Raw genomic sequence first — 26207 nt, 5'->3', positions numbered from 1 at the left:
TTGTGACCGTCTATTAGAAATCCTTTCCCAAATAGATGAAGAACTGTGTTCCCTTTCCAACTTCGCTTTCACAAGTAATTTTTCCCTTCAGTTTATGTGTCACAAGGTTGTAGACGATATTCATTCCCAGCCCACTTCCACCGTTGTGTTTATTCGTCGTAAAAAATGCATCATAAATTTTCGCGAGATATTCTGATGGAATTCCCTTGCCATTATCTCGATAGGTGATGTAAAGTCCATCGTGTTCTCGACGAATCTCAATCACAATTTTTCCATTGGTTCGATCTTCAAAGCCATGAATAATGGAATTCATGATAAGATTTGAAAAAATCTGAGAAAATACACCTGGAAAACTCTTGATAACAAGTTCTTCTGGACAAATCACTACAATCTCATGATGACTGTTCTTATATTCATGTTTGAGACTGGTAATGACCATTTGTAGATGCTCTTTGAGATTGAACTGGTCCTCAATTTCAACACTTTGATCTACTGCAATCTGTTTAAAGCTCGTAATCAATTCAACTGCTCTGTGCAAATTGTTGTTGAGGATCACAAGTCCCTCATCTAACTCATCAAAGAAGTGTTTGAGCCCCTCTTTGGACATTTTCCCATCCATGAGCAACTGCGTATTTTTTCGGTTGAGTTCTTCAAGATAAGAAGCTGTCGTTACACTTACACCAATCGGTGTATTAATTTCGTGCGCCACGCCTCCAACAAGTTCGCCTAAAAATGCAAATTTTTCAGTTTCTAAAAGCGCATTCATCGCCTGCTCAAGTTCACCGGTTCTTTGCTCAATTTTCTCTTCAAGCTCTTCTGCGTTATCGCTGACCTTTTGAATAAAATGACGCAAATTAATGATGATACTTTGTAGTGACTCTGCCAAAAGTCCAACTTCATCTTTTCGCATCACCATTTTCGTATCGACATCGTGCTTCACATCGAGCTGCGCAATCCTACGTGCATGCTCCGTAATTTCATTGATCGGATGTGCAATTTTTTCAGATAAATAAAAGGCGATAATCACTGCGATAAAAGTAAATAGAACCACCGCAAAAACAATTATGTTTGACACAACATCGCCACTTTGTCGAAACAAACCTTGATTGACAAACGTCATATAATAAAGCTTGATACCTTCATTTGTCGCCGGAGTCACCTTCACCCAATAGGATTGTCCTTCATTTAATGTCATTTGTTTCGCTTCTAGCTGAAGTTCTCCCATAGACTCTAAAAAATTGACATTCTTCAGGTCTTCAATTCCAAGGGACTGGATATTATATCCAATTTGTTCCATGTTGTGAGTATTGGCGATAATATTACCAGAATGATCTGTTACAAGTATAAAACCATCTTCGCCAATGGCAAAATCAGATAACATGGAAGACAAATCTGTTAAATTCATATCGATGGTTATAACACCTCGAAGTTTACCTGCATCATCAAAGACTGCTTTCACCACATAGATGACCCACTGCCCTGTGGATGTCACATACGCATCTGAAAACGTCACTTGATCCGGATTTGCAACTGCTTGTTTGTACCAATCCCGCGTCCTTGCATCGTATCCATCATACCGATCGCGTGCTGGATATTGAATAAAACCACCATTCTCCTCAACGCCTAAACTGCACGTAAAAATAGCCGGATGCGTCTTTAAATAAGTTTCAAACATTCGGTATACTTCTGTTTGATAAGGATCCCCATCGAGAGGTTTCATCTGTATCAACCCGTCTGTTCCCTTTTGATCGACATAGGTGGTTATCCTTGAATCTGCTTCTTGAATCAGGTCAAGCTGAGTAAAATACTCAACATCTTGTTCTGTTTCAGAAATATATCGATTGATCAACGCTTCCATCTGTGCTGTGCTTTGGTTAATTCGCTCTAAATAATCTACCTGCGTTTGTTTATAGACATTTAATGAACTTAAAATGCCAACCGATATCAACGAAAAAGACGTCATCAGAATGAACGCGACCAACAACTTACTGCGCGTGCTATGCAATTTCAACTTTTTTATCTGATTCTTCATGCGAACCTCTCGCTCTTAGTTCATTAGTCGTTATACTCGCGAATTGCTTCCAACACTTCCTCAATATTTTCAATAAACAAATCCAACAATCTCGGATCAAAATGTGTTCCTCGATCTTTTTTCATAATGAACAGAGTCTCTTCGAGAGGAAAAGCCTCTTTATAACAGCGCTTGTGAATGAGTGCATCGAACACGTCCACGATCGCCATCATCCTAGCGTATAGAGGAATCTCTTCACCTGCTAGACCATGTGGATAACCTGAACCATCAAATTTTTCATGATGATTATAGGCGATTTCTGCTGCCACCATAAAGGTCTCTTGTTGTGCATTTTTCAGAATATTATGTCCCGTTTGACAGTGACTTTTGATCACTTCGAACTCATCAATTGTGAGTTTACCAGGTTTTTTTAAGATATCATCCGGTATACCAATTTTTCCAATATCATGAAGTACACTTGCCACTCGAACCGTTTCACATTCCATTCGAGAAAGACCTAATTTTTCCCCTAATAAATGCATCAAGGCAGATACACGTCTGACATGGTTAGAATTTTCTTCAAAATGCTTTTCTATCGTCTCGCTTAAAATAAACATGATTGATTCTTGACTACTTGCCATCAATTGATTGAGATGGAAATTATCCAGTGCCAATGAGTAACTATTTAAAAAGAGTTCGATTAAATTATAATCATAGAGTTCATTATGTGTCTCAATATAGACGTAATTTCGGATGCCATTGGTTCCCTTGTTAAAAAATACAAATCCATTTTGCAATTTAACAACGCTTCTACCATGCCCCTCGACATTGCAAATATCGGATTCCAACCCTTCGAGCGCCTGAACCGACTCAAGACCAAAGCCAACATATGGTTTATATTTACCAGTCGCTGCCACAATCACATGAGCACTTCTCTGTTTTCTATAAATAAAGCCATCCGAACTTTTAACCGGCGCTTCACTGACAAAAAAGCCATCTTCATTGTGATACTGAAATAAAAACAACTGTTCAAAGATCGCATGTAAAAAATCTTCAAGTGAGCTCTGCTGAAAAAGACTTTCACTGATTTTGACCATTTTTTCAAAAGCTTCTTTGGTCTTATTGATGAGCATGATATCACGATATGAGCGCAAACACGAATACATCGTCGTATACAATTTTTGCTTGGTTAATTCCGTTTTTAACTTATAATCATTGATATCATAATCTCTTATTAAACTTTCTTCTGGCGCTTGCCCCGGTTGACCCGTTCTCAAAATAATACGAGATTTTTTGTTTTTTAATGTCTTACGAAGATATTCCACCACTTTTAAACCAGAATCGTTGGCGTCCATCACCACATCAAGAAGTATCACCGCAACATCGTCGTGTTCTTTTAAAATGCGCTTCGCTTCTTCTTCGCCATAAGCATCCATAAAAGTTAAAGTCATATCATCTAGTGTGAAATTTTTAAAAATCATCTTTGTTATGACGTGAACATCTTCTTCATCATCGACAATCAACACCTTATAACTTCCGCGAACGGCTGAAATTTGTGGGGATTGGTCTTGTGCTAAAAAATCTAGATCAAAGATGTCGGTTGGATTATCAGAAACAAACTCCTTCATACACTTCTCCGTTCTCAAACACCTCGATGGGGTTTGATGATCAATATGGTCTAACAATAACTTATCCTTCGACGATGAATTGTCGAATTATTCAAACGATTATTGATACCTATTTTATCATGAAAATGCTTGTTTTTCTATATGAATTGAGTCATTTGCACTTTCATGAAATTGAGATAGGCCAATTGAATGAAATGTCGTCGTTCTTCTGATAATGAAGCAATGATACTTTCGCAATGGTCAACAATTTTTAAGCAGCAATTTACAGCGTGCTCAGGTGTCATGAGCCCCATGATTTGATCCATTTCTCGCTGAAGATGACTTGGTAACTGTTGATAAACGCCTTTCATATGTAGAACGGGGTGATCTTCATGATACAGGTCTGCGTAATACAAACTGATATGCGTTATCATATGGCTCAGTAATCGCATTTTCCACAGGACATCTCCGCGCATCTGAGCCGCGTAGAATTCTTGCAATGTGTAAATAAGTTCGTTTATTTGCTCAAGTTGTTCGTCTGGATTCACGTCTCTTTTGATCCGATGATAGCCTTTAAGACAATTTTGCGGATCATAAATGGGAAGTACATCGTCCACACCTTCAGTTGGAATTTTTGTCGTTACATAAAAATCAAGGTGCATGTTGTCATCGTAAAGTACAATGATTTGAGCCTCTCCGAAATTCACCTCTGAGTGATAGAGCATTTCATGATAATCAGACAAAATCGTCATTCTTTGCTCTAATAGTCGTTGATACTCTGTCTCTTCTACTAAACAGTAAAAATCCACATCGGAATAATCATCATCTGTTTTTCTCGCAAGTGAGCCTTTTAAATAGAGTGCACGAACGCCTTTTTCAGTTTCAAGCTGCTTTTTTAGATAGTTGACAAGTTGCCACTGCGAATTTTTCATTTTTACCTCTCATAATTTTTCTATTAATAATAACAATTCTTCATTATCTGGAATATCTTCCATGTTATGCCCATAATGCACAAATCGAAGCATTCCCTGCTTATCGATGATCATCTGAGCAGGCATTCTGCCTAACTTAAAAATTTTCATCTGCTGACCATACAATTTTAAAACCGTATGTTCAGGATCTGGAAGACCATAAAAACTCAATTGATTTTTCTGCCAATAATTTGAAAAGCTCTTAGCCGTTTCCGGACCAATGGTCACAATAATCGTATCACGTTCTTCAAACTTACTTTGATCTTGATGCAACTGCATCATATGCCGTTGGCAAAACGGTCAAACAAAGCCTCTGTTGAGTACCAATAAAACATGTTTTTTCGCTTTAAAATCCGAAAGTTTAAAAAGGTTACCTTGAAAATCCAACAACTGAAAATCAGGTGCCATTTGATTAATTGCTACACTTGCCATAATGTACTTCCTCCTTATCCATCAAATGATGTTTACTCTTATTTTCAGTATACCCGAAATCCTCTAAGATACACAGTCTTATGTTATATGAAACCTTCTTAGAATCTTGTCCGTCTTTCATCAATAAAGGGTATCTTATTCAATAAGACTACTGAAAAGAGGTGATCCCATGACTGGTCTAGGAAAGACTGCAACCACTGTGTTAGTGGTGCTTGGAACCGTTGCTGTTATTGGCATTGGTGTATTAATTGTGATGAACCAATCTCCTGATTCCCAATCCAATTCAAACTCAAACTCCAATACTAGCGATTCATCGACTCAATCTCAATCAAGTTCAGACGCAAATGCAACAGATGAAAACCTTGACAATACACTGCATGATCCGTCAATACCAGATGCCTATTACAAGGGAACGGTCACCATCACTGAAAAAAATACCATTGAGACAAATGCCCAAGTGTCCATGAGAACGACGACCGATACAACCATGATTTCAAACGAACTGATTTTCTATGACAATCGCACTCAAACTTGCTATATCCTTGCGCGTACCCTTCAGTATTTTGGTGCGGGAATCGTGCAAGTATCTCACGGAAAAGGTGTTTTTAATGAAAGTGGCTCGATTTCCATGGAAGGGGAAATAACTGAACTTTATGGCCAACATATCAAGGAGACCACAAATTATTTGGATTATACGAAACTTCCAGTGAGAATGGACATAAAAAAAACACTTGTCTATACAATGCCCCAAACCGAACGTAACGATTGGGTTGTCACGATTACAAGTTCAGGTGCTGAAATGGGTCCCCCTATGCTCGCGACGCCTGAATCTCTCGAGCGCGTGGATATCGGATTAATCCCTGGAATGTCCACCATCAGTATTGAGCGTCCTTATAGTTATAAGGAGAGCAATTGGGATGATGCCACTGGTGGACTTGTAAAGCCTAGCGGAACCTTTTCATGCGAATACGAAAAGATAACCGAGTCGGACTACATGGCGCTACTTGCTCAATTCAGTGCGCTTGCCAAAGAATCAGAAAACGCAACAGAGTACATCCCAGATCTACCAGATCTTCCAGCCGATTTTCCAGAGGATGTTCTTACAGTTGAATCAGACATCGATGTGATTACGTCTGAAACACAGATTGGTGATGAAAATGAACCTTCAACCTATGATATCACCTATACTTCTAATGAATCTGTTGAAGATGTCATCTCATATTACTCAGAACAACTATCTCAATATGATGAATATCAAACTGCTTCCATGATGGGATCCACCACAATATCAGGAACCCATAAAGGGTATTCTGTTAGCATCATCATCATGAAAAATCCAATTACGGGTGAAGACGAACAAGATCCAACACTTGTTCAAATTAATTTGATGCCAAGTGATTGATGTTAATTGATTGAAGCGCATAATTTAAGCTTCATTTAAGGTGTTAGGCGTATGCTAAATGAGAATCATTCCGCTGAATTTAAATGAAGTTAGGAGTCATTAACATGAAAATAGCATGCGAAAATCTCGTCATTAATTACGATGCAATGTGCGCAGAGATTAATGGAAAAAATATAGGACTCACGCAACTCGAGTTTTCAACACTTTCGTATCTTGTAGAGAGAAAAAATTACGCAGTCAGTCGCGATGAGCTCCTGAGAAATATTTGGCATATCCCCCAATCCATTGAAACTCGTGCAACTGACGACACCATCAAACGTGTTCGAAGAAAACTAACCGACCATCATGCAGCGATTGCAATAGAGACCATTCGAGGGTTTGGATTTATTATCAGAATATAAAAAGCGAGTTTACATTTGATGTGAACTCGCTTTTTTAATGTTAGAAAATTGCATCATTCTATATGCAATTTCCTCGGTTGTGAATTGTTTGCTGGCTTATTTTTCACCACTGAGGATTGAAAAACTAGCGGTTTCTTCCAAATCCCCTATGCCATATGTTTGATTTTTTAGATATTGATCAATGGCATTTTGCAAGAGTTGTGTCAACTTCTCATTTTCTTCTGTCTCAGTCGTTTCCTCGTCTTCATCAGCAGCCAACGCTTCAAGTAACGCTTCTAAAGTCGTAATTTCATCCTCTTCATCTACGCTTGATGATGCCTCATTGGATACAGTTCCGCTCGGTGGAGGGCCACTCGGTCTCGGACCGTTAGGCCGTGGTCCACTTGGCCTGACGCCCCCTTGTGCCATTTCTGTTTGACGCGCTTCAAACTTGGTTTTAACATCGGTTAAAATCGATGTCACTTCAGATTCAGACAAACTGTCGATTTGCTCCGCATTTACTGTTTGACCGTGCATCGTACTCATTTGAGTCACAACTTCAGATAGCATGTCCTTCTTTTCATCTAAACTCAGACTGGTTAAATCCGTCTGTGCAACCGAGTCCATAAGTTCATCCATCTTTAATCGGTTCGCTTCCATTTCTTCTGATGGTGCATGCATCTTCATTTTCAGAAACATCGCCTGCTGATCGCCATTCATCTGTGTTAAAAGTGATTCAATATCCAGTTCACTTGATTCACCTTCTTCACTTGTCAACTGTTCTCCAGCACTCAGTTGATTGGTTGCAAGAGTTGAGCTCAGTAAGCTTGCTAAACTCTCCGTTTCTTCAGTACTACTGGCTTCGTTTGATTTTTGTGACGCCAATAGCTGATAATAATACGAACTACTACTGCCTAAACTGTCAATTTTCATTGTATCCTCCTTTCAATTTCAGGTCGTCATCAATACCATCGACCGACATGACTCAGATATTCAACGAAAATTTGTGGCAATCGTGTGGCAATCTCGACTGCGTCTGCAGCCTCTCACACATATGCATATCAGTACTCTTTCTCTTGGTCCTCGACTTCGTCTGCGGAAGCGTTCAAGAGTACTGATATGCATATGTGCGAGAGGAATGTGGTGTTTTGATGGGTTTATTCTCAGACAAATCACAATCTTTATTTTTATAGTTTAAATAGACTAATTGCCCCCACTAATTCATCTGCTAAAGTTTTTAAAATAGTAATCTCTGAACTAATATCATTCACTGCAGCTGTCAATTGTGCTGTCGATGCAGATGTTTCTTCTGTACTTGCTGCATTCTCTTCTGATATTGCACTTAAATTAGTGATAATATCTACAACCGTTATTCTAGATTCATTTAAGTTCTTTGTAATATCTGATATTTCCTTAATTTGATCCGTAGAATGATTGATACCATGGTACACTTGTATAAAACTTTCCTTTGTTTTGTTTAAATGAGAATTTTGAACCTCTATCGTTTCTTTAACGCCATGCATCGTCTCTACCGCTTTGTTAGAGTTATCAATCAATGTGTATATAACATCACCAATCTCTTTGGCTGATGCAGCTGACTGTTCTGCTAATTTTTTTATATGTTCTGCTACAACTGCAAATCCTCTACCTGAATCTCCAGCCCTTGCTGCTTCTATTGAAGCATTCAACGATAATAAATTAGTCTCATTTGCAATTGAAGTAATTATGTCTGCAGCTTCTTGAATTTTTAAAGCAAATTCATTTGTATCATTTGTCTGCCTAGAGATTGTATCAATTTCTAACTTTGTCTTTTCATTGATAACATTAAGCTCTTCTAATGTATTCATTGCAATAGCACCTGCTTCCATCATTTTATCTGAATTCAAGTGTAATTGGTATATCGCATTAGAAGTTTTCTCAATATTATCACCCATGATTATCGTTTGTTTCGAAGCTTCTTCTGTTGATTGAGCCTGTGAAGTCGCGCCAAGAGCCACATCTTCCACCGCCTTTTCTATACCATCTGTAGTTGTCGCAGTTTCCTCAGACACTTGTTCTAATTCTTCTGATGCCGCTAATAGTGACGAAGCTGTTTGATTAATCCCTGTAATAATCTTTTTAAGAGATTCCTTTAGATTCAAAGTTGCGTTTGCAATTTCTCCTATTTCATCTTTTCTTAAGACATCTTTTTCATTTTGTTCTATATTTAATTCACCTAGTGATATTCTTTTTAAAACATCTACATTTCTAGTCATTGCATTTGTCAGTCTTTTTATGAACATATTTTCAAGCAGAATCGATATAACAACAATTATAAAAACACCAATAAAAATCTTAGATATAATACCGATATATTCATTTTGCACTTCTTTTTGAGTATGTGCAGCGACAAAAATACCTGTTATCTCCTGAGATTCATTTTTTATTGGAATGTAATAAGCATAATAATCCTCACCACCGACGACTACCTCTACAAACAAATCTTTGCCTTGATTTAACACTGTATTAACGACTTCCTCTTGTGCTTTGGTTCCTATAACACGATTACCATTTTCATCTTTGATAGTTGAAGCGATTCTTTCATCACCTTCAAAAACGGATATATGAACGCCGCCGTTATCGTGAATCGTATCAATAACGCGAGTTACTTCGTCAGTATTATTTAAGTTATCTGCATTAACTTTTTCTTCTTGCTGGTATGCTTCTTCTCCTGCATAAGCTGCAACTTTTAATTGAGCTTTTATTTGATCCTGAACGTTTTGTTTTACTTCAATTCCAGTGATAATTATCGCGGTTGCTCCTATTACAATTGCCGGGCCTAATACCATTGATAAAATCTTTCCTCTAATCTTCATTTAAATTCTCCTAATATGATTATTTCTTTTTAGATTTATTACTGCCTACAACTGGTAGATTTTATTTTTACCGATACACTAAATCAAAGTCTAAAAGTATTCACCTTATTAATAATACCGATTGTAAGATTGTTCAAATTTCATCTCTTGTTGCTTCAATAAGCGCATCTAACGCGAGTAAATTCATTTGTATCGCATTATTTTCAATTAACTCCCACTGATTTTTTTACGTACTTTTGCATAGCAATCTAATAATATCACATAAAGCCATACACAAAACGGAACAATTGTTCCGAATTATTTTTGACTTATCCAATAAAAAAAGACACCTGTGTTAGCAATTACAGATGTCTGTATCTTTAATAATGTTTTTTTTACTATTATTTATCTTTCACTATTCCATAGCGTATTTTGCTTTAAATTGCTTTACCAACTCGCTTGGTACTCTAGAATCTCGACACAACACTTGAAACATTTCATGTTTTGTTAAATAGTATATATCCCTAGGTTTATAACGAATATGTGCTGCATAGAGTGCTTTCAAAAACCATGATATGCCCTCAACTTCCAACCCTATTTGATAATATGAATAGGCTAAATAAAAAAATCCATGATGACCAAGTTCATAAGTATTCATCTTGATTTGATATTGATTAAGCTCATGTCCATCATTAATAACATCTTCAAATTTGCCTAAAAAATAATTTAATGTAATTTTGTATAACTTGACTGCAACAACAACTTGAGCATTTTTTGCAATATTGTGCTTATTGGCAACAATTTCGGTTGCAGCTAATGTCGCAATTTGTGCATTATCAAAATCCCTAATCAGTTGATAACAAATCGATAGCAGAATATAATATCTAGCAAAACATATAGTTTTTAAGTATTTCGGTTCAGTATTTTGCACTATATTCAAGATTTCCTTTATTGCTTCACGAAACCTGAATTCTTTAAATGTCATATATGAAATTCTATTATATTCAATTTCATACACCCATGGCTTTCTCTGAAAGTCTGGTAACTGCATCGCTTTTTCGGTTATCTCTTTCAATGCATCCATTTCATTTTCTATTCTAAATTGATTAAAATTTTTAATAGTCATTTCAACTTCAATTGGGTTTATACAATCAAGATATTCATAATATTTAAACAAATCAATCCCCATTGCGTCCCCAAATTGTCTAGTTACTTCAGCCGATGGTGTGCGTTCTCCCTTTTCAATTAAGTAAACATATTTCTCTGAACAAATATTTTGTGATAATTCTTTACGACTCATCCCAATGCTACTACGATATTCTTTTATAACATTTCCGATAAAATTCATCAGTCTCTCCTTTTAGGAAATTACATATAGCTCATCATTAAAACTTTCATTCAATAATTCGTCAATCGCTTGCCGCTCTGTCATAAAGATGTAGTCATCTAACAGATTAAGTGTAATGCATCTCCTTGTCAATATGCGATGAAGTAAGTTCTGCTAGAAAAATACTATACCTTAAAAACAATAAAAAAAGTGCTCTCATAATCAAGAGCACTTTTTATCTGTCTTTACTTGTTAATCAACTTCGATTCCACTAAAAGGTTCTTAATGGCTTGTACTGCTTCTGCGTAAGTTAAGTGAGCTTTTGGTGAAATGTTTTTCGCGCTTGTACCATTGAATACATGTGCAGATAATACGTCTTTAACTGCATTAGATGCCCAGTTGCTTACTTTTGCAAAATCTGTGTAGCTTTGGTATTTCTCTGTATCTGTACCCACTAATTTAGTGATTTTCATTGCATTTTGATACATTGCCATGGCTTCTTCTCGAGTAATGAGCGCATCTGGTCTAAATGTTCCATCTGAGTAACCAGTAACGATTCCGTATTCACTTGCGATTAAGATTGCCATTGCACTTGCATCTTTTGCATTTACATCTTTAAAGCGATTCTCATGAACAGATCCTTCTCGGTAGAGTCCCAATGCTCTTACAATATATTCTGCAAAATCCGCTCTCGTAATGGCTTTGTTTGGTTCAAATTTTTCTGGATTTGAAATAACCATTCTAGATGCCATATCATTAACTGCTTCTTTTGACCAATGCTTTTCAACAGATTTCACAGAAATTGGATTCCAAATGACTGAGTAGTTTGAGTTTGTAAGTGAATTTAAACTAGCAAACCATTTTCCATCCTTTTGGAATACTGTTGTTGGTACATGGCTATAAGTACCATCTGCATTAAACACAATACCGGTAGTGATTTTGCTTGCGTCAACACCTGCGGGTATCTCCATCACTCTTTCAACATAGTTGCTAAATTTATTAATTTGTACTTCGTCAGTTGATTGGTCTGCTCTTACTGTTTTAGCTACCACTTCAAATGATACTGGTAAGAAGACAAGTTCAGCGCCATTTGCTTTTGCGACTGCGTTATACTGTTCAATCACTTTATCGTCTAGTTTAGTGATATTTACTTCAACTTCTATGTTGATTAAGTCTGATGCTTTCACACCTAGACTTTCTGCTACTTTACTGATCGTAAACTCTTTTGCTGGAATAAGATATTCTACATTGTCTCTTTTTACAGATACTTCAAATGTATTTTCTTCTAGTTTTTTTACAATATCACCTGTTAAAACGACTTTTGCAGTTTCAGATTGAGTATCCGAAATAACTACTTGTATCGTATTATCAGCTCCAGATGTGTTGTTTTTAATTGCTTCGTCAATTTTACTGTCTATCACAACTGGATTGACTTCTATTGTCACAACTGTTTTTCCCTCTTCAACAGTTTTTGTTTCTTTTCCAGCATTTTGTTCTTCACCATTAACGATGACGATAATTGGCTGTTCAGCCGGTATCGGTGTTACTGGTGGAGTAGGGGTTACTGGATTTGGCGTTGGCTTATTACTTGCATCCTCATTTGAAGTTTTTTGTTCAAGTAAAGTGACAACACTACTTGTAATTTTCGACATTGTTCCTGAAGCAAAACTAAGCTGTGCTGTATTTACTGCGCCTATATTGGTCGCACCAAGATTTGTAAAATTAATAACCCCAGAACTTGCAGTAGCATTAAGCGTTCCAGTCAATGTCCATACGCCAGTGTCTTCTTTACCGACTGTCACTACAGTCGTTTGATCCATTATACAAAGATTTCCATATATATCTTTTAACTCAATGCTTGGTTGTTGTGCAAATTGTCCACCATTAGTTAACGGTGCTTTTAGGTCTTGTACAAGTACCATTGAAACTGCAGTTCCATGTGTCAAAGCTTGAGAAACAATTGAATTGTCATATCCCGTTGCTGTGATGATGATATTGCCTGTTCCAGGGGTTCTTAGGTATGCATTTCCATTCACACTTGGGTGTAAGGTCACTTTGCCACTTGATACGGTGTATTGATTTGCTGTCAATGTGTTTCCGTTATATGAAACACCTGTAATGGCACTTTCAAAGGCACTATCTGCGCCAAATGTGATGTCTAAATCGTTATCCACATTGTTTGCTGTGGTGTCTGCCGTTAAGGTTTTTGCTGCGTTTTGTGGAATCGTAAAGGTTGAACTATCCACTGTTACTGCACCAATTGTAAAGGTCATGGCACCATTTCCTGGTGCTGTCAATGTGCAGGTTAAATCTGTAAAGGTTGCAATTCCAGACGATGCCTCTTTGGTGGTTGTTCCGCCAATTGTCCATGAACCTGTTCCAGCTTTTGCTGTTGCAACGACGTTTGCTGATGATGAAACACCTGTTGTACAGTAGTTGCCGTATTGATCTTTAAGTTTTACTACAGGCTGTGGTAAAAAGGCTTCTCCGCTCGCTGCACCACCTACGGGTTGCGTCGTTACTTCTAAAGTTGCGACAGCACCTGCGTTAATCGTTTGAGATACGATTGAACTTCCATATCCTGTTGCCGTGATGATCACGTTTCCTGTTGCTGGAGTTCTTAGGTATGCATTTCCATTCACACTTGGGTGTAATGTCACTTTGCCACTTGATACGGTGTATTGATTTGCTGCCAATGTGTTTCCGTTATATGAAACACCTGTAATGGCACTTTCAAAGGCACTATCTGCACCAAATGTGATGTCTAAATTGTTATCCACATTGTTTGCTGTGGTGTCTGCCGTTAAGGTTTTTGCTGCGTTTTGTGGAATCGTAAAGGTAGCACTATCCACTGTTACTGCACCAATTGTAAAGGTCAAGGCACCATTTCCTGGTGCTGTCAATGTGCAGGTTAAATCTGTAAAAGTTGCGGTTCCAGATGATGCCTCTTTGGTGCTTGTTCCGCCAATTGTCCATGAACCTGTTCCAGCTTTTGCTGTTGCAACGACGTTTGCTGATGATGAAACGCCAGTTGTACAGTAGTTGCCGTATTGATCTTTAAGTTTTACTACAGGCTGTGGTAAAAAGGCTTCTCCGCTCGCTGCACCGGCTACGGGTTGCGTCGTTACTTCTAAAGTCGCGACAGCACCTGCTTGTATCGTTTGAGATACGATTGAACTTCCATATCCTGTTGCTGTGATGATCACGTTTCCTGTTGCTGGGGTTCTTAGGTAAGTGTTGTCATTTGCACTTGGCTTTAATGTCACTTTGCCACTTGATACGGTGTATTGATTTGCTGCCAATGTGTTTCCGTTATATGAAACACCTGTAATGGCACTTTCAAAGGCACTATCTGCACCAAATGTGATGTCTAAATCTTGATCCACACTGTTTGATGTGGTGTCTGCGGTTAAGGTTTTTGCTGCGTTTTGTGGAATCGTAAAGGTTGAACTATCCACTGTTACTGCACCAATTGTAAAGGTCATGGCACCATTTCCTGGTGCTGTCAATGTGCAGGTTAAATCTGTAAAAGTTGCGGTTCCAGATGATGCCTCTTTGGTGCTTGTTCCACCGATTGTCCATGAACCTGTTCCAGCTTTTGCTGTTGCAACGACGTTTGCTGATGATGAAACACCTGTTGTACAGTAGTTGCCGTATTGATCTTTAAGTTTTACTACAGGCTGTGGTAAAAAGGCTTCTCCGCTCGCTGCACCGGCTACGGGTTGCGTCGTTACTTCTAAAGTCGCGACAGCACCTGCTTGTATCGTTTGAGATACGATTGAACTTCCATATCCTGTTGCCGTGATGATCACGTTTCCTGTTGCTGGGGTTCTTAGGTAAGTGTTGTCATTTGCACTTGGCTTTAATGTCACTTTGCCACTTGATACGGTGTATTGATTCGCTGCCAATGTGTTTCCGTTATATGAAACGCCTGTAATGGCACTTTCAAAGGCACTATCTGCACCAAATGTGATGTCTAAATCATTATCTACACTGTTCGCTGTGGTGTCTGCCGTTAAGGTTTTTGCTGCATTTTGTGGAATCGTAAAGGTTGAACTATCCACTGTTACTGCACCAATTGTAAAGGTCATGACACCATTTCCTGGTGCTGTCAATGTGCAGGTTAAATCTGTAAAGATTGCAGTTCCAGATGATGCCTCTTTGGTAGTTATTCCGCCAATTGTCCATGAACCCGTTCCAGCTTTTGCTGTTGCAACGACGTTTGCTGATGATGAAACGCCTGTTGTACAGTAGTTGCCGTATTGATCTTTAAGTTTTACTACAGGCTGTGGTAAAAAGGCTTCTCCGCTCGCTGCACCGGCTACGGGTTGCGTCGTTAATTCTAAAGTTGCGACAGCACCTGCTTGTATCGTTTGAGAAACAGTTGAGCTTCCATATCCTGTTGCTGTGATGACGATATTGCCTGTTCCAGGGGTTCTTAGGTATGCATTTCCATTCACACTTGGGTGTAAAGTCACTATGCCACTTCCCACGGTGTATTGATTTGCTGCCAATGTGTTTCCGTTATATGAAACGCCTGTAATGGCACTTTCAAAGGCACTATCTGCACCAAATACGATGTCTAAATTGTTATCCACGCTGTTTGATGAAGTGTCAGCAATTAAGGCTTTGCCTGAGTTAAGCGGAATCGTAAAGGTTGCGCTATCCACTGTTACTGCACCCGTTGTAAAAGTCATGGCTCCATTTCCAGGCGCTGTCAATGTACAGGTTAAATTCGTAAAGGTTGCAGTTCCGGAAACGGCTGCTCGAGTAGCTGTACCACCAATTGACCATGAGCCAGTTCCAGCTTTTGCTGTTGCAACGACGTTTGCTGATGATGAAACACCTGTTGTACAGTAGTTGCCGTATTGATCTTTAAGTTTTACTACAGGCTGTGGTGCAAATGCATTACCACTTACTGCTCCGGCTACGGGTTGCGTCGTTACTTCTAAAGTTGCGACAGCACCTGCGTTAATCGTTTGAGAAACGGCTGAATTACTGTAGCCTGTTGCTGTGATAATGATATTGCCCGTTCCAGGGGTTCTTAGGTAAGCGTTTCCATTCACACTTGGATGTAAGGTCACTTTGCCACTTCCCACGGTGTATTGATTTGCTGCCAATGTGTTTCCATTATAAGAAACACCTGTAATGGCACTTTCAAAGGCACCATCTGCATCAAATGTGATGTCTAAATCATTATCTACACTGTTTGATGTGGTGTCTGCTGTTAAGGTTTTGCCGCTCAATAAAGTAGAAATGATAGGCAAATTATTATTAACCCCATCTACATTTTTCCAGCTAAGACCACCACTATTCACAGCAAGCAACTCGCCAAATGATGCACTTTGCATTTGTAGTAGAGTTTTAGAAGACACAGTTCCTAATCCATCACCTATCCCGTTATTTGATGTTACGGACGCATCACTATTCCAATAACAATTAATAAATGGATTAGTAGATGCATCATCACCGTTTATTCCTATGAATCCACCAGAATTCGCACCTTCTGTACCAGTGACGTTACCAGTCGCATAGCAATTATCTATTTTATACGTATTTGCTCCATCACCAATAAAATATCCCGCTAAACCGCCAACGTTGCATAGCATCCCTTTTCCACTCACATTTCCAGTTGCAAAAGAATTTTCAACATTTGAATAGTTCAAAGCTCCAACCACTCCTCCTGCTGTACCGGTTTGAGTACCCGCACTTAGTTGAACGCTGACGTTGCAGTTTGAGTAACTTTTCTTAATTACACTCGGGACATAATAACAATTTGCAGCACCTACAAGTCCGCCTGCCGACGAATCAGTTCCACCATTTACTTGACCAGTGGAATAACAGTTTTCCACCGTTGTTTCTAAAATATATCCAGCCAATGCGCCGTTGTATCCAACAACAAATGATGAATTTATCGTTACGTTCAGTAATCCGACATTTTTAATGATTGCATTATCAGCATATCCAAATAATCCTGCATATTGAATATTACCCACTGATAAATTCGAAATCGTCTTATTATTGCCATCAAAATTACCTCTAAAACTGTTAGTTTCAGTTCCAATGGGTGTCCAAGGAAAATTTCCTAAATCAATATTTTCAGTTAAAATGTAGTATTGACTTTTATAATCGCCCTCACCTGCGTTCACTTTTTGAGCAAGAAATGCAAGTTGCTCTCCGGTTGCAATTTGGTAGGGTGACCCCGAACTTCCATCTCCGCCTGCGAATGCTGCAGCGGGTGCTCCAGACCATACAGCAGCGAATACTGGTTCAATAAATGGATTAACTTGAACCAACAGTGAAATAATTAATAAAAAAATAGCTACTTTCTTTAAAGGTTTATACCTCATTTGCTTTCATCCTCCAATAACTAATGTATTTTGTAATTGTATTAACAGTGCTAATATTTAACGCTTTTTAGAAGTCAATATTTTCGGTTGATCTGAATATGGCAGTTTAGAAACACTGATGCATCCGAATTTGCCGTCAGCTACTACGAAGGTTACTTTATAATCTAAGGTATCCTTAACGAGCGCGTTAGGACAAAGTGGCTTTCCATCAAAGCTTACCACTTGAGAATCTTTGCAATCAAAATCACCGGTTTTAACAGTCAAATCCATACTGATCATGCCATATTCTGGCGAATTGATTCTTTCATACTCATCTGTCAATGCATTGCCTGCAAAGTCAGTCAGTTTATATTTGCTTACATCGTCGAGAGTAATGGGGCTTGTACTGCATTTGAGCATGAGAACGTTATTCCCAAAATAGGTATTAGGAGAATCGATCATATTGGGTACAAGAATCTTTCCTGTTGCAGTCTCAAGTCTTCCAGGACTTTCATCTAAACTATTTGAAAAACTACAAGTCATATCCGATTCATAAGAAATGGATTCATATTGACAAGGTACAATTTGCTTACCGTTTTTATCAACTATCCCGTATTTCTCATCCTTTTTGACAATCGATGTTTGGTCTTCACCAACACCAAAATGTGTAGACCCGTCTACATCATTATAATCGAACTCATACACAAACGGAGTTAATTGCTTGCCATCACTCGCGCGAACAAGTCCGTATTTTCCTTCATTATTTCCAGCCCAAAATGTCCCAGCTGAACTCATCATTTCTGCAATAAAAGAAAATTTATAATTACTTTTTTTGCCCGAAGGAATTGACACAAGATACGCACTGATCTCAGGATCGTTCGGTGCAAATCGATTGTCTACTGCAATGTAACCTTTCATACTCGACTTAGCCATTGGGTCTACATATGCGCAATTCGGATACGTTTTCATGGTTCCATTTTTATAAAACACATACGTAACATTTTTCATAAAATCACTCGCAATGACGATATCATTTACAGCGTCATAACGGGCATTCAAGATATTCTTCATCACAGTACCATCAAACTTTACGATGCTATGAAGTCTCCCATAAGTTTCAAAATTCTGGCTATCATCTTTAGGGGCGTCATAAGTAACGACCATAGAAAACGCAGGGAATACCGTCATCCGTGAATAATTGACAAATTTATAGTCATTTGGATCACCCTTTGGATTAGGAACTTTATCAGAAAACGTCCCTAAAGAAGACAAATTTTCTGGAGTTGGTATACAACCGTGGTACTTTGCAGGTATGATTTCACCTTTTGAACCCACCAACCCACTGTTTAAATGTGCCGGTACGGCAACTTTGTAATGCTGATCCGAAATGATTGTTAAGCGTTCTGTCGAATACTTTTGAAAAACCAAGTAGGGTCCATTTTGTGGATAAGATTGTATATGCATACCTTCATCGATTCCTGATAAAGGTTCTACAAAGAATGGATATGGCTTAGGGAGTATTTCTTTCCCCGTTTTATCGATAATTTGACCATTGATACCAAGTTTCCCTGCATCACTTATTGGAACTAAGGCGTATCCGCCATTAAAGTCAAACCAAGCTGGATGAGTTTCAATTTTATTGCCATTTGCGCCAATTCGAACAATGGTTTGATACGTACGTGGAGATGACTCATCAAGCCACTCATATGAACTTATATTATATTTTGGCGCAACGATTTCTTTATTAGATTCAACGTTATAGTATCCTAATTTATTATCTTTGATGACACGACAAACGCCCTCAACAGGAAGCCATACCTCATCATATTTACAAGGAACAACTTCTTCTCCAAGTGTATTCATTAGTCCCATCTTATAATCACGTATCACTTGAACGTAGCCATCAACGAAAATGGATTCAGTTTGAGGAATTTCATAATAGTCATCTTTTGTGAATCTCACTTGAATTTCATCATAGATCGGTGGGGCGACAAATGTTCCTGATGTATCAACAAGTCCCCACTGATCTCCAACCATCACCCTTCTCAAGCCTTTGTCAAAAACAGATTCAAGCGTTTTTGAATAATCCGCACTCTTTCCCATCCAGGTGACATCTTCAGCTTTATAATTAGCGGTAGATACAGCAGTGGACGTAGCAAATGAAAGGTGTGGTGTAGTAAGCATCAATTGAGATACCAATAATAATGCAATGACCAAACTAAAAACTTTTTTCATCGAAACTCTCCTTCGTGTTTAAGAATATTTATATCGTATTTCATATACAATAAATATAGGTTTAAAATAAACATTGATACTCAATGATAATACTTTTTATTTTGATAAGCAAGTGAATAAATGACATGTTGATTCAAATGCAGTAAGAGCGCCTTATTTAAAAGAATTAGACGCTCTTATACTTGCATTTTATCTTATTTTTCTTACTTTTATCTTATGTCTATCAAGCTTGCTTTTTGTAGGAGTCGTAGTATGACAGCTGCGCTTTCAGCGCGGGATATGTGATCGTTTGGATGCAAGTTGCCACCGGATCCAACGATTAAACCACTGCCAACGCTCCACTTAACTGCCTCTTCTGCCCATGAACTAACGCGTTTGGCATCTGCAAAGCCGTTTAAATTCCCAGTTGTTCCAGTATAATTTGCCAATTTAGCTGCTTTTTGAAGCATCATCATCGCTTCTTGTCGTGTGATGAACGCATTGGGATCAAATCTATTTCCACCTTTTCCTGACACCAACCCATACTGAGCAGCGGTCGATACAGCACCTGAATACCAAGCAGTTATGGAAACATCACTAAAAGTACTTGCTTCATCACTCGATAACCCCAGTGCAAGTATGAGCATCGATGCAAATTCCGCTCTCGTTACACTTCGCTCTCCTCCAAAAATGTTTTTGCTTATGCCACTAATAATTTTACGACTTCCCATCTCTTCAGCAAAGTCTTCATACCATTTTCCAGTCGTGTCTGTAAAAATGGTTTGATTTTGAATCAGTGCATAAGTCGAATTTGTCATAGAATTAATTTTCACATATGTCTTTCCATTTTTTGAAAACACATCTGTTGGGACATGACGCTGTGAGCCATCCTTTTCCATTACAACAGCAGTGGTAATTGTTTTGGAACCTATTTCATTTGGAATCTCAATCACTCGTTGAACGAATTGTTCAAATTTATCCACAACAATATTTTTGCCATTGTAGTTGGCAGTAATGGTAAATTCAATAGGCGCCATCAACAGTGACCCATCCTTAATGTTGATTGCATTTTTAGAAAGTTTACTAATAGTAACATTTAGTGGCACCTTTGAAGAATCTGATGTGCCCAAATATTTAAGAATTGCACTCGTATCAATCGCACCAGTGGGGATTTCATAGCTGACACCATCAGTCTTAATTGTAAGTGTTATGCTGCGTTCAGCCATTTTCTCAATATTTTGTACAACAAGCTGAGCTGAAGCTGTATCAGTCTGCGATGTGATCGGGATTACCACACTATCTTTTGCATTTCTAAGCTGTTCACTCATCATATTTTGATCGACTTTAACCGTTGTTACACTGTCTTTAACCTCAACTGTCCCCATATCAACTATTTTGCCATCCACAATAACTGGCGCAGAAGATTTATTCGCACCACTAGAAGGATAGTAAATCGTCAAGGTTGCGATTTCACTGGTTGCTGACAGATAGTTTCCATTTTCAGCAATCGTCGCTTTTACATAATACGTCCCCGCATTTATAGGTGCACCTCCGGCAATTTTAGCACCTGATTGATGTGGAGTGGTCTTGTTTATCTCTTTGCACGTTTCTTCTGTGTAGTAGACATAGGTGATTGCACCGTTTGGTGTTGAGCCCCCTGTTACGCCGATTACAGTAGCTGGATCCATCTCAATTTTTTCTCGGGTATAAACTTCGTTCTTACTTTTAATGATGATTTTTGGCGTGGCTGCTGTAATTGTTGCCGTACTGATTACGGTATTATTTGGTACCAAGTAATATTGGCTGTCCTTTCCGTCTATCGCATACGTAAGAGTCAACAGCTTATTCGCAGAACCAACATTTGAGTTATCATAAGTTGCACTTTGTACCGAAAGATTGACCACATCAGAAGCCAATTTATTTGAGAGATTACCCATTGTTATCAAAGATTGATTGAAGTCGATTTTTCCATCATATCGTTTCGTCCATCCTCCTTTTGCAGAAGGAAGATCCACTGAAAGCAATCGCTTTTCTGGAATAAACGTATATGAATCTGTCACTGCACTTGTGTAATTTCCATCCGATGCTTTTGTGGCAGTAATCGTCGTTTCGCCAATACCCGTAATTGTGACTTCTCCGGTGTTTTCATTTACAATTGCCGAAGAACCTTTTGTTACAGCCCATGTAACAGCACCTGTACCACTGCCACCATGAGTTCCAAGCGTGAAAATGTCACCATACGTAACACGAGACGGTTTATTCGTAATCGCAAGTTGAGATTGAACCACCTTTGCAATGGTAAAATGCCAACTGCTATCTGTTACACCACTTATAGCTTCAAAATTATTTCCTTGTTCTACATCTATTTTTACAGTGTATGTCCCTGCATTGATTGGAACCGTTTTCTCACCATTCATAAAATAACTTACAGTAGCCGCACCCATCCCCGGAATACCGGCTTTCACATTGACCACTGCACTTTTGGCAGTTCCGTCAAATTCAAGCTTTTCTGGAGCTAGAAAAGAAAAATCTAATGCCGTAGGATTTGCGCGATTGACAGTGAGACTGATATTACGAGTAATGGTCACCTTCCCATCACTATCGATACTATAACCCTCAACACCTGAATAATCCACTACGTCTGCATCTGTTGGCGTATAGACGATGCCATATCCGCTATTTGTCACCGTTGGCACAATCTCAGGTGTCATCCATTTCCACCCATTGGGAAGCACGATATCTTTTAGCATGGCGCTCGGATTATAGGTTGGAAGAATGGTAATCGTCGGCAAGTCAAAACTTGAGTTTCCATCTGATTTTGTCTGAATTGTGGTCAAATAGTATTCCGATGCAAATGAAGAACTTCCGCAACTCACGGCTTTCACTCTAGCATATACTGCATAATCCGTACCGGCAGATAAATTGGTAAAATTGCCGCTATCTTGCCATGCACCGTTTCCAATTTTATATTCTTGACCAGGAACTGGCGTAATCGTAATCTTATTTTTCGTTTGACTGGAAGTAATGCCTGTAGGCGCTAAAGGCCGTTCAGGAACGAGTATGCTCACACTTTCACTTGCTGGAACTGCACCACTTACAGCTTTTCGAACGAAGTAAGTCGTTCCCGGCGTAATTGCGTCCCCACTTGTGATAAGGGGCGTTGTAAAGTCGGCACTGGTGCTGACCTCATAGAGATTTGTAAAGTTTATCGTTTCATTGACATAATGAATCGTGATGACACTTGGAAGTGGTGTTTCAGGTAGCGTATACTGTGCAACGCTACTAGAAGCCGATGGCATAGAAGTCTCTGTTTCAGCCACGCGGACATGGACATAATATTTTGTCGCTGGTGTTAGATCATCAAAATTGTGGATGCCATTTTCGGTTGCTTTAAAATAGCCATCTGGCGTTCCACTCCAATTAGCAGTAGGGCTCGTGGAAATATAGTACTCATTTCCTGCTACTTGATTTATTGTGATCCTGCTACTTGTCGGTTTATTTACACCATTCCCCACAGTTGGTGTTGTAGGAGCAACCGCTGGAGCTGTCTTTGTTTTAACTATTAAGGCTTTACTAGGTGCACTTGCAAATGTATTTGAACTTGCCTTTACACGTGTTATAACCTCATATTCGGTCCCTGCAGATAATCCCGTAACCTCAACTTTTCCGTCAACTGGAGAATACCAATTGCCATTAACCTGATACTCCTGACCAGCTACAGTATTTGTAATGATCATTGAAGATTGAGACTTAATAATATTTTCAGCGCTTACGACATTTGGCTTCTCAGGTCTTGAGGCAATCTTCAAACTCACACTTTCACTTGCTGGAACTGCACCACTTACAGCTTTTCGAACGAAGTAAGTCGTTCCCGGCGTAATTGCATCTCCGCTTGTGATAAGGGGCGTTGTAAAGTCGGCACTGGTGCTGACCTCATAGAGATTGGCGAAGTTTATCGTTTCATTGACATAATGAATCGTGATGACACTTGGAAGTGGTGTTTCAGGTAGCGTATACTGTTCAACGCTACTGGAAGCCGATGGCATAGAAGTCTCTGTTTCAGCCACGCGGACATGGACATAATATTTTGTCGCTGGTTTTAGATCATCAAAATTGTGGATGCCATTTTCGGTTGCTTTAAAATAGCCATCTGGAGTTCCACTCCAATTAGCAGTAGGGCTCGTGGAAATATAGTACTCATTTCCTGCTACTTGATTTATTGTGATCCTGCTACTTGTCGGTTTATTTACACCACTATCAATAGTTGGTACGACTGGCGCTGTCTGTTGCACTGTCTTAGTCGTCACAGTGAGTGGTGCAGATGCATCACTTGCTATCGCAACACTACCGGGCGCTTCAATTGGTGCATTTCGATAGATAAGAGAATAAGAGGTATTGGGTTTCAAACCTGTGAACGTATAACTGCCGGTTATACTACTGTACCAAGTTACACCGTTATCTAAACTATATTCATATCCAGTTTGTGTTGCTATGGTCATACTCACATCGGATTTTGCAGTTACAACAGATGCATGAAGTGCAGAATCCGGTTGATTTGCTTTCCAGTTGGCAATATAGGATTTATTGCCAGTACTACCTGTTGGAATGCTGACGTTTTTCTGAGCTGACATGCCATTACTGCCTGTCCAACCTAAGAATGTGTAGCCCGATCGAGTTGGCATTGTCAACGTTACATTCGCTGTTTCAATGGTGTAACTAACTGGATTTATCGGAGATACCACACCACTGTTCAGAGTATATTCGATGGTATATGAAATCGGCGTCGCAGTCGCAGTAAACGTGATCGCATCTGCTGGCACCACAATATTGGCAGACTTTGACATTTGATCTGGTAAAATTGCTGTATTGCTACTCGTCCATTTATTCCATGCATATCCCGCATTGACAGTTGTATCAATCGCCATAGTTTTACCTTTTAGGTAAATGCCACTACCTTTCGAAGCGCTTGTTCCTACACCATTTGCCACCGCCAATGTATAATAATTGACCGTTGCAGTTTGGGAATCGATTGTTACAGATTCACCTAAATAACTAGTTGTCGCACTTTGTTCCCAAACGTAGTACGTTGTCCCATCTTCAAGACCGGAAAAAGAATATTCTCCATTTAGAAGCGATCCATTGATTTCGTTTGTTAGTGAAGATGGAGAAGATGACAACTTAATGATCGGCGTATCCGTCGCCCAAGCATGATTGTCCTTTTTAACAATGACATTTGCACCAAAGGTTGAATTTGTTACATCGGAATAAATGTTAAGTCCTTGGGAAACAGAAAATACAGAACTCGTTGTGCCACTTATCGTTCCTATCTGTTTTTTATCATTTGCATATAGGACGTAACTCGCCATCGGCATGGTAAATGCAATGGATTTATATTCACCTTGAGGTTTATATGAAGTCACAGAAGAAAGACTCGCATCTTTCACATCTGTAGTTGTTGCATTTGTGACATTTGACTGATAGTTAATGACTAAAACATTCGCGACTGTGCCACTATCTGGTTGTATCACACCATCATTGTCATCTATGGATGGCTTTGTTCCTCTGGCAACTGCCACAACTTTTGCCGTATTCGAAATTTTAATCGTCCCAGCTGCGCCAGCGTATTGTGCGCCACCGTCAACATTCGCACCACCACCTATACCAGCTGCATTGCCACCACCTATAGCAGTTACATCTCCACCTGTAATAAAAGTGAATCCACCGGCGCCTCCTTTAGTAGAACCGCCACCACCAATGCCTGCACCACGCCAACTACCACCTTTTGCGATTACAGTACCACCTGTGATAATCACAGTTCCACCATTACCGCCAGATTTATAGGACTTATAGGAACCACCACCCCCTATGCCTGCACCATTACGGCTTCCATTTGCATAGACAGTTCCACTGATAATTGTGACTTTTCCGCAGCTCACACCATCGGTATTAATTCCATGCTCATAATCCATACTGAATAACCCACCGCTACCACCTATACCTGCAGCATCTTCATCTCCGCCTGTCGCATCAAGTGACCCACTTCCGCCTATTGTGACTTCTGCAATGCCAGAAGCAGTATTTTGAACTTGTAATCCAGCTGAGAGCAATCCGCTTTTTAAAATATTTGTCCCAATTAACGTTAATTCCACTACTGAAACATTCTGTATATCAAAAGCACAAGCATTTGAGAGTTGAATAACCACGTTTGTCAACGTGATTTTCACGATTATGTTGCTTGAAGTGTTGACGATTACTTTGTTACTTGAAGTCGTCCCTATAATGGAAATGGTTTGAGCATTTATATTGTCTTTGATTTGCGACGCACCATAGGATACTTTTACAGTTCCATTTGTCGTTCCATTTGTAATGGTGATGTCACCCTCTGAAATATCAAACGTGTTCGTACTTGGATTACTGGCTGCCAATGCTATCGGCTGAATCAACGGCAATATCATGCATACCGTCAGTAAAATCGTTAATAATCTCTTAATCATTTTGGTCTTCCTCCTGATTGATACTTATCGCAGCATATCTGCATACACCCTCTTGAGTAGGATGCTCCGTTAAGATTCCGAAATCTCCGTATTTGCAGTACCAGCACTCTCGTGCAGAAAATAATCGATCAGCATCTTGTTCAAAAGCTTCACAAAAGTCGCTTCTACCGATTATAATGTCGCAGTGTTTTCTCATAAAAATCACT

General features: G+C 39.1%; 14 protein-coding genes. 2 read left to right on the top strand and 12 right to left on the bottom strand.

All coding sequences use genetic code 11. From position 1 onward, the window contains the following. Positions 1-13: 13 nt before the first annotated feature. The 5 genes from ACZ41W_RS00945 to ACZ41W_RS00925 form a co-directional block, all read right to left on the bottom strand. Positions 14-2032 carry a sensor histidine kinase gene (locus ACZ41W_RS00945; RefSeq protein ID WP_464313020.1) on the bottom strand — a complete coding sequence of 673 codons (2019 nt, stop codon included), beginning with the start codon at positions 2030-2032 and terminating at the stop codon, positions 14-16. A 23-nt stretch (positions 2033-2055) separates the two neighbouring features. Then, positions 2056-3639 (bottom strand): HD domain-containing phosphohydrolase, encoded by a 1584-nt coding sequence (locus tag ACZ41W_RS00940; RefSeq protein ID WP_464313019.1) that lies wholly within the window; start codon positions 3637-3639, stop codon positions 2056-2058. 137 nt (positions 3640-3776) lie between these two features. Further along, a complete protein-coding gene (locus ACZ41W_RS00935; protein ID WP_464313018.1) occupies positions 3777-4550 on the bottom strand; it encodes a nucleotidyltransferase domain-containing protein in 774 nt (257 codons plus the stop codon). Between the two features lie 9 nt (positions 4551-4559). After that, positions 4560-4862, bottom strand: a complete 303-nt coding sequence (locus ACZ41W_RS00930) for a peroxiredoxin family protein (protein WP_464313017.1) — start codon at positions 4860-4862, stop codon at positions 4560-4562. A gap of 27 nt (positions 4863-4889) precedes the next feature. After that, positions 4890-5021 carry a hypothetical protein gene (locus ACZ41W_RS00925; RefSeq protein WP_464313016.1) on the bottom strand — a complete coding sequence of 44 codons (132 nt, stop codon included), beginning with the start codon at positions 5019-5021 and terminating at the stop codon, positions 4890-4892. 169 nt (positions 5022-5190) lie between these two features. On the opposite strand from ACZ41W_RS00925, the gene ACZ41W_RS00920 reads away from it, so the two are divergent. Together ACZ41W_RS00920 and ACZ41W_RS00915 are read left to right on the top strand one after the other, a co-directional pair. Next, complete coding sequence (locus tag ACZ41W_RS00920) at positions 5191-6423, top strand: hypothetical protein (RefSeq protein WP_464313015.1); 1233 nt, start codon at positions 5191-5193, stop codon at positions 6421-6423. Between the two features lie 104 nt (positions 6424-6527). Next, the gene (locus ACZ41W_RS00915; RefSeq protein ID WP_464313014.1) at positions 6528-6824 is read left to right on the top strand and encodes a winged helix-turn-helix domain-containing protein; all 297 of its coding nucleotides are present in this window, start codon (positions 6528-6530) and stop codon (positions 6822-6824) included. 96 nt (positions 6825-6920) lie between these two features. Here ACZ41W_RS00915 and ACZ41W_RS00910 read toward each other — a convergent pair whose 3' ends face one another. The 7 genes from ACZ41W_RS00910 to ACZ41W_RS00880 all read right to left on the bottom strand — a co-directional run bounded on the left by ACZ41W_RS00910 (position 6921) and on the right by ACZ41W_RS00880 (position 26197). After that, the gene (locus ACZ41W_RS00910; RefSeq protein ID WP_464313013.1) at positions 6921-7736 is read right to left on the bottom strand and encodes a hypothetical protein; all 816 of its coding nucleotides are present in this window, start codon (positions 7734-7736) and stop codon (positions 6921-6923) included. A gap of 254 nt (positions 7737-7990) precedes the next feature. Then, positions 7991-9658, bottom strand: a complete 1668-nt coding sequence (locus ACZ41W_RS00905; protein WP_464313012.1) for a methyl-accepting chemotaxis protein — start codon at positions 9656-9658, stop codon at positions 7991-7993. A gap of 394 nt (positions 9659-10052) precedes the next feature. Beyond that, complete coding sequence (locus tag ACZ41W_RS00900; protein WP_464313011.1) at positions 10053-10985, bottom strand: helix-turn-helix domain-containing protein; 933 nt, start codon at positions 10983-10985, stop codon at positions 10053-10055. A 224-nt stretch (positions 10986-11209) separates the two neighbouring features. After that, positions 11210-17314, bottom strand: coding sequence for a hemoblobin-interacting domain-containing protein (locus ACZ41W_RS00895; RefSeq protein ID WP_464313010.1), 6105 nt, complete (start codon positions 17312-17314; stop codon positions 11210-11212). Positions 17315-17371: 57 nt separating this feature from the next. Next, positions 17372-19528 carry a WG repeat-containing protein gene (locus tag ACZ41W_RS00890; RefSeq protein WP_464313009.1) on the bottom strand — a complete coding sequence of 719 codons (2157 nt, stop codon included), beginning with the start codon at positions 19526-19528 and terminating at the stop codon, positions 17372-17374. A 209-nt stretch (positions 19529-19737) separates the two neighbouring features. Beyond that, on the bottom strand, positions 19738-26001 hold the full coding sequence (locus ACZ41W_RS00885; RefSeq protein WP_464313008.1) for an S-layer homology domain-containing protein: 6264 nt from the start codon (positions 25999-26001) through the stop codon (positions 19738-19740). Then, on the bottom strand, positions 25994-26197 hold the full coding sequence (locus ACZ41W_RS00880) for a hypothetical protein (RefSeq protein ID WP_464313007.1): 204 nt from the start codon (positions 26195-26197) through the stop codon (positions 25994-25996). The genes ACZ41W_RS00885 and ACZ41W_RS00880 overlap by 8 nt, the downstream gene beginning before the upstream one ends. Positions 26198-26207 lie beyond the last annotated feature (10 nt).

The organism is Fusibacter fontis (assembly GCF_055378735.1).
The sequence above is the reverse complement of the archived record's forward strand: the minus strand, read 5'-3'. Positions and strand labels throughout refer to the sequence as shown.

Bases quoted from the DNA above. Each gene is read 5' to 3' on its own strand.
- ACZ41W_RS00945 (WP_464313020.1), bottom strand. From the start codon at position 2,032: ATGAAGAATCAGATAAAAAAGTTGAAATTGCATAGCACGCGCAGTAAG.
- ACZ41W_RS00940 (WP_464313019.1), bottom strand. From the start codon at position 3,639: ATGAAGGAGTTTGTTTCTGATAATCCAACCGACATCTTTGATCTAGAT.
- ACZ41W_RS00935 (WP_464313018.1), bottom strand. From the start codon at position 4,550: ATGAAAAATTCGCAGTGGCAACTTGTCAACTATCTAAAAAAGCAGCTT.
- ACZ41W_RS00925 (WP_464313016.1), bottom strand. From the start codon at position 5,021: ATGGCAAGTGTAGCAATTAATCAAATGGCACCTGATTTTCAGTTGTTG.
- ACZ41W_RS00920 (WP_464313015.1), top strand. From the start codon at position 5,191: ATGACTGGTCTAGGAAAGACTGCAACCACTGTGTTAGTGGTGCTTGGA.
- ACZ41W_RS00915 (WP_464313014.1), top strand. From the start codon at position 6,528: ATGAAAATAGCATGCGAAAATCTCGTCATTAATTACGATGCAATGTGC.
- ACZ41W_RS00910 (WP_464313013.1), bottom strand. From the start codon at position 7,736: ATGAAAATTGACAGTTTAGGCAGTAGTAGTTCGTATTATTATCAGCTA.
- ACZ41W_RS00905 (WP_464313012.1), bottom strand. From the start codon at position 9,658: ATGAAGATTAGAGGAAAGATTTTATCAATGGTATTAGGCCCGGCAATT.
- ACZ41W_RS00900 (WP_464313011.1), bottom strand. From the start codon at position 10,985: ATGAATTTTATCGGAAATGTTATAAAAGAATATCGTAGTAGCATTGGG.
- ACZ41W_RS00895 (WP_464313010.1), bottom strand. From the start codon at position 17,314: ATGAGGTATAAACCTTTAAAGAAAGTAGCTATTTTTTTATTAATTATT.
- ACZ41W_RS00890 (WP_464313009.1), bottom strand. From the start codon at position 19,528: ATGAAAAAAGTTTTTAGTTTGGTCATTGCATTATTATTGGTATCTCAA.
- ACZ41W_RS00885 (WP_464313008.1), bottom strand. From the start codon at position 26,001: ATGATTAAGAGATTATTAACGATTTTACTGACGGTATGCATGATATTG.
- ACZ41W_RS00880 (WP_464313007.1), bottom strand. From the start codon at position 26,197: ATGAGAAAACACTGCGACATTATAATCGGTAGAAGCGACTTTTGTGAA.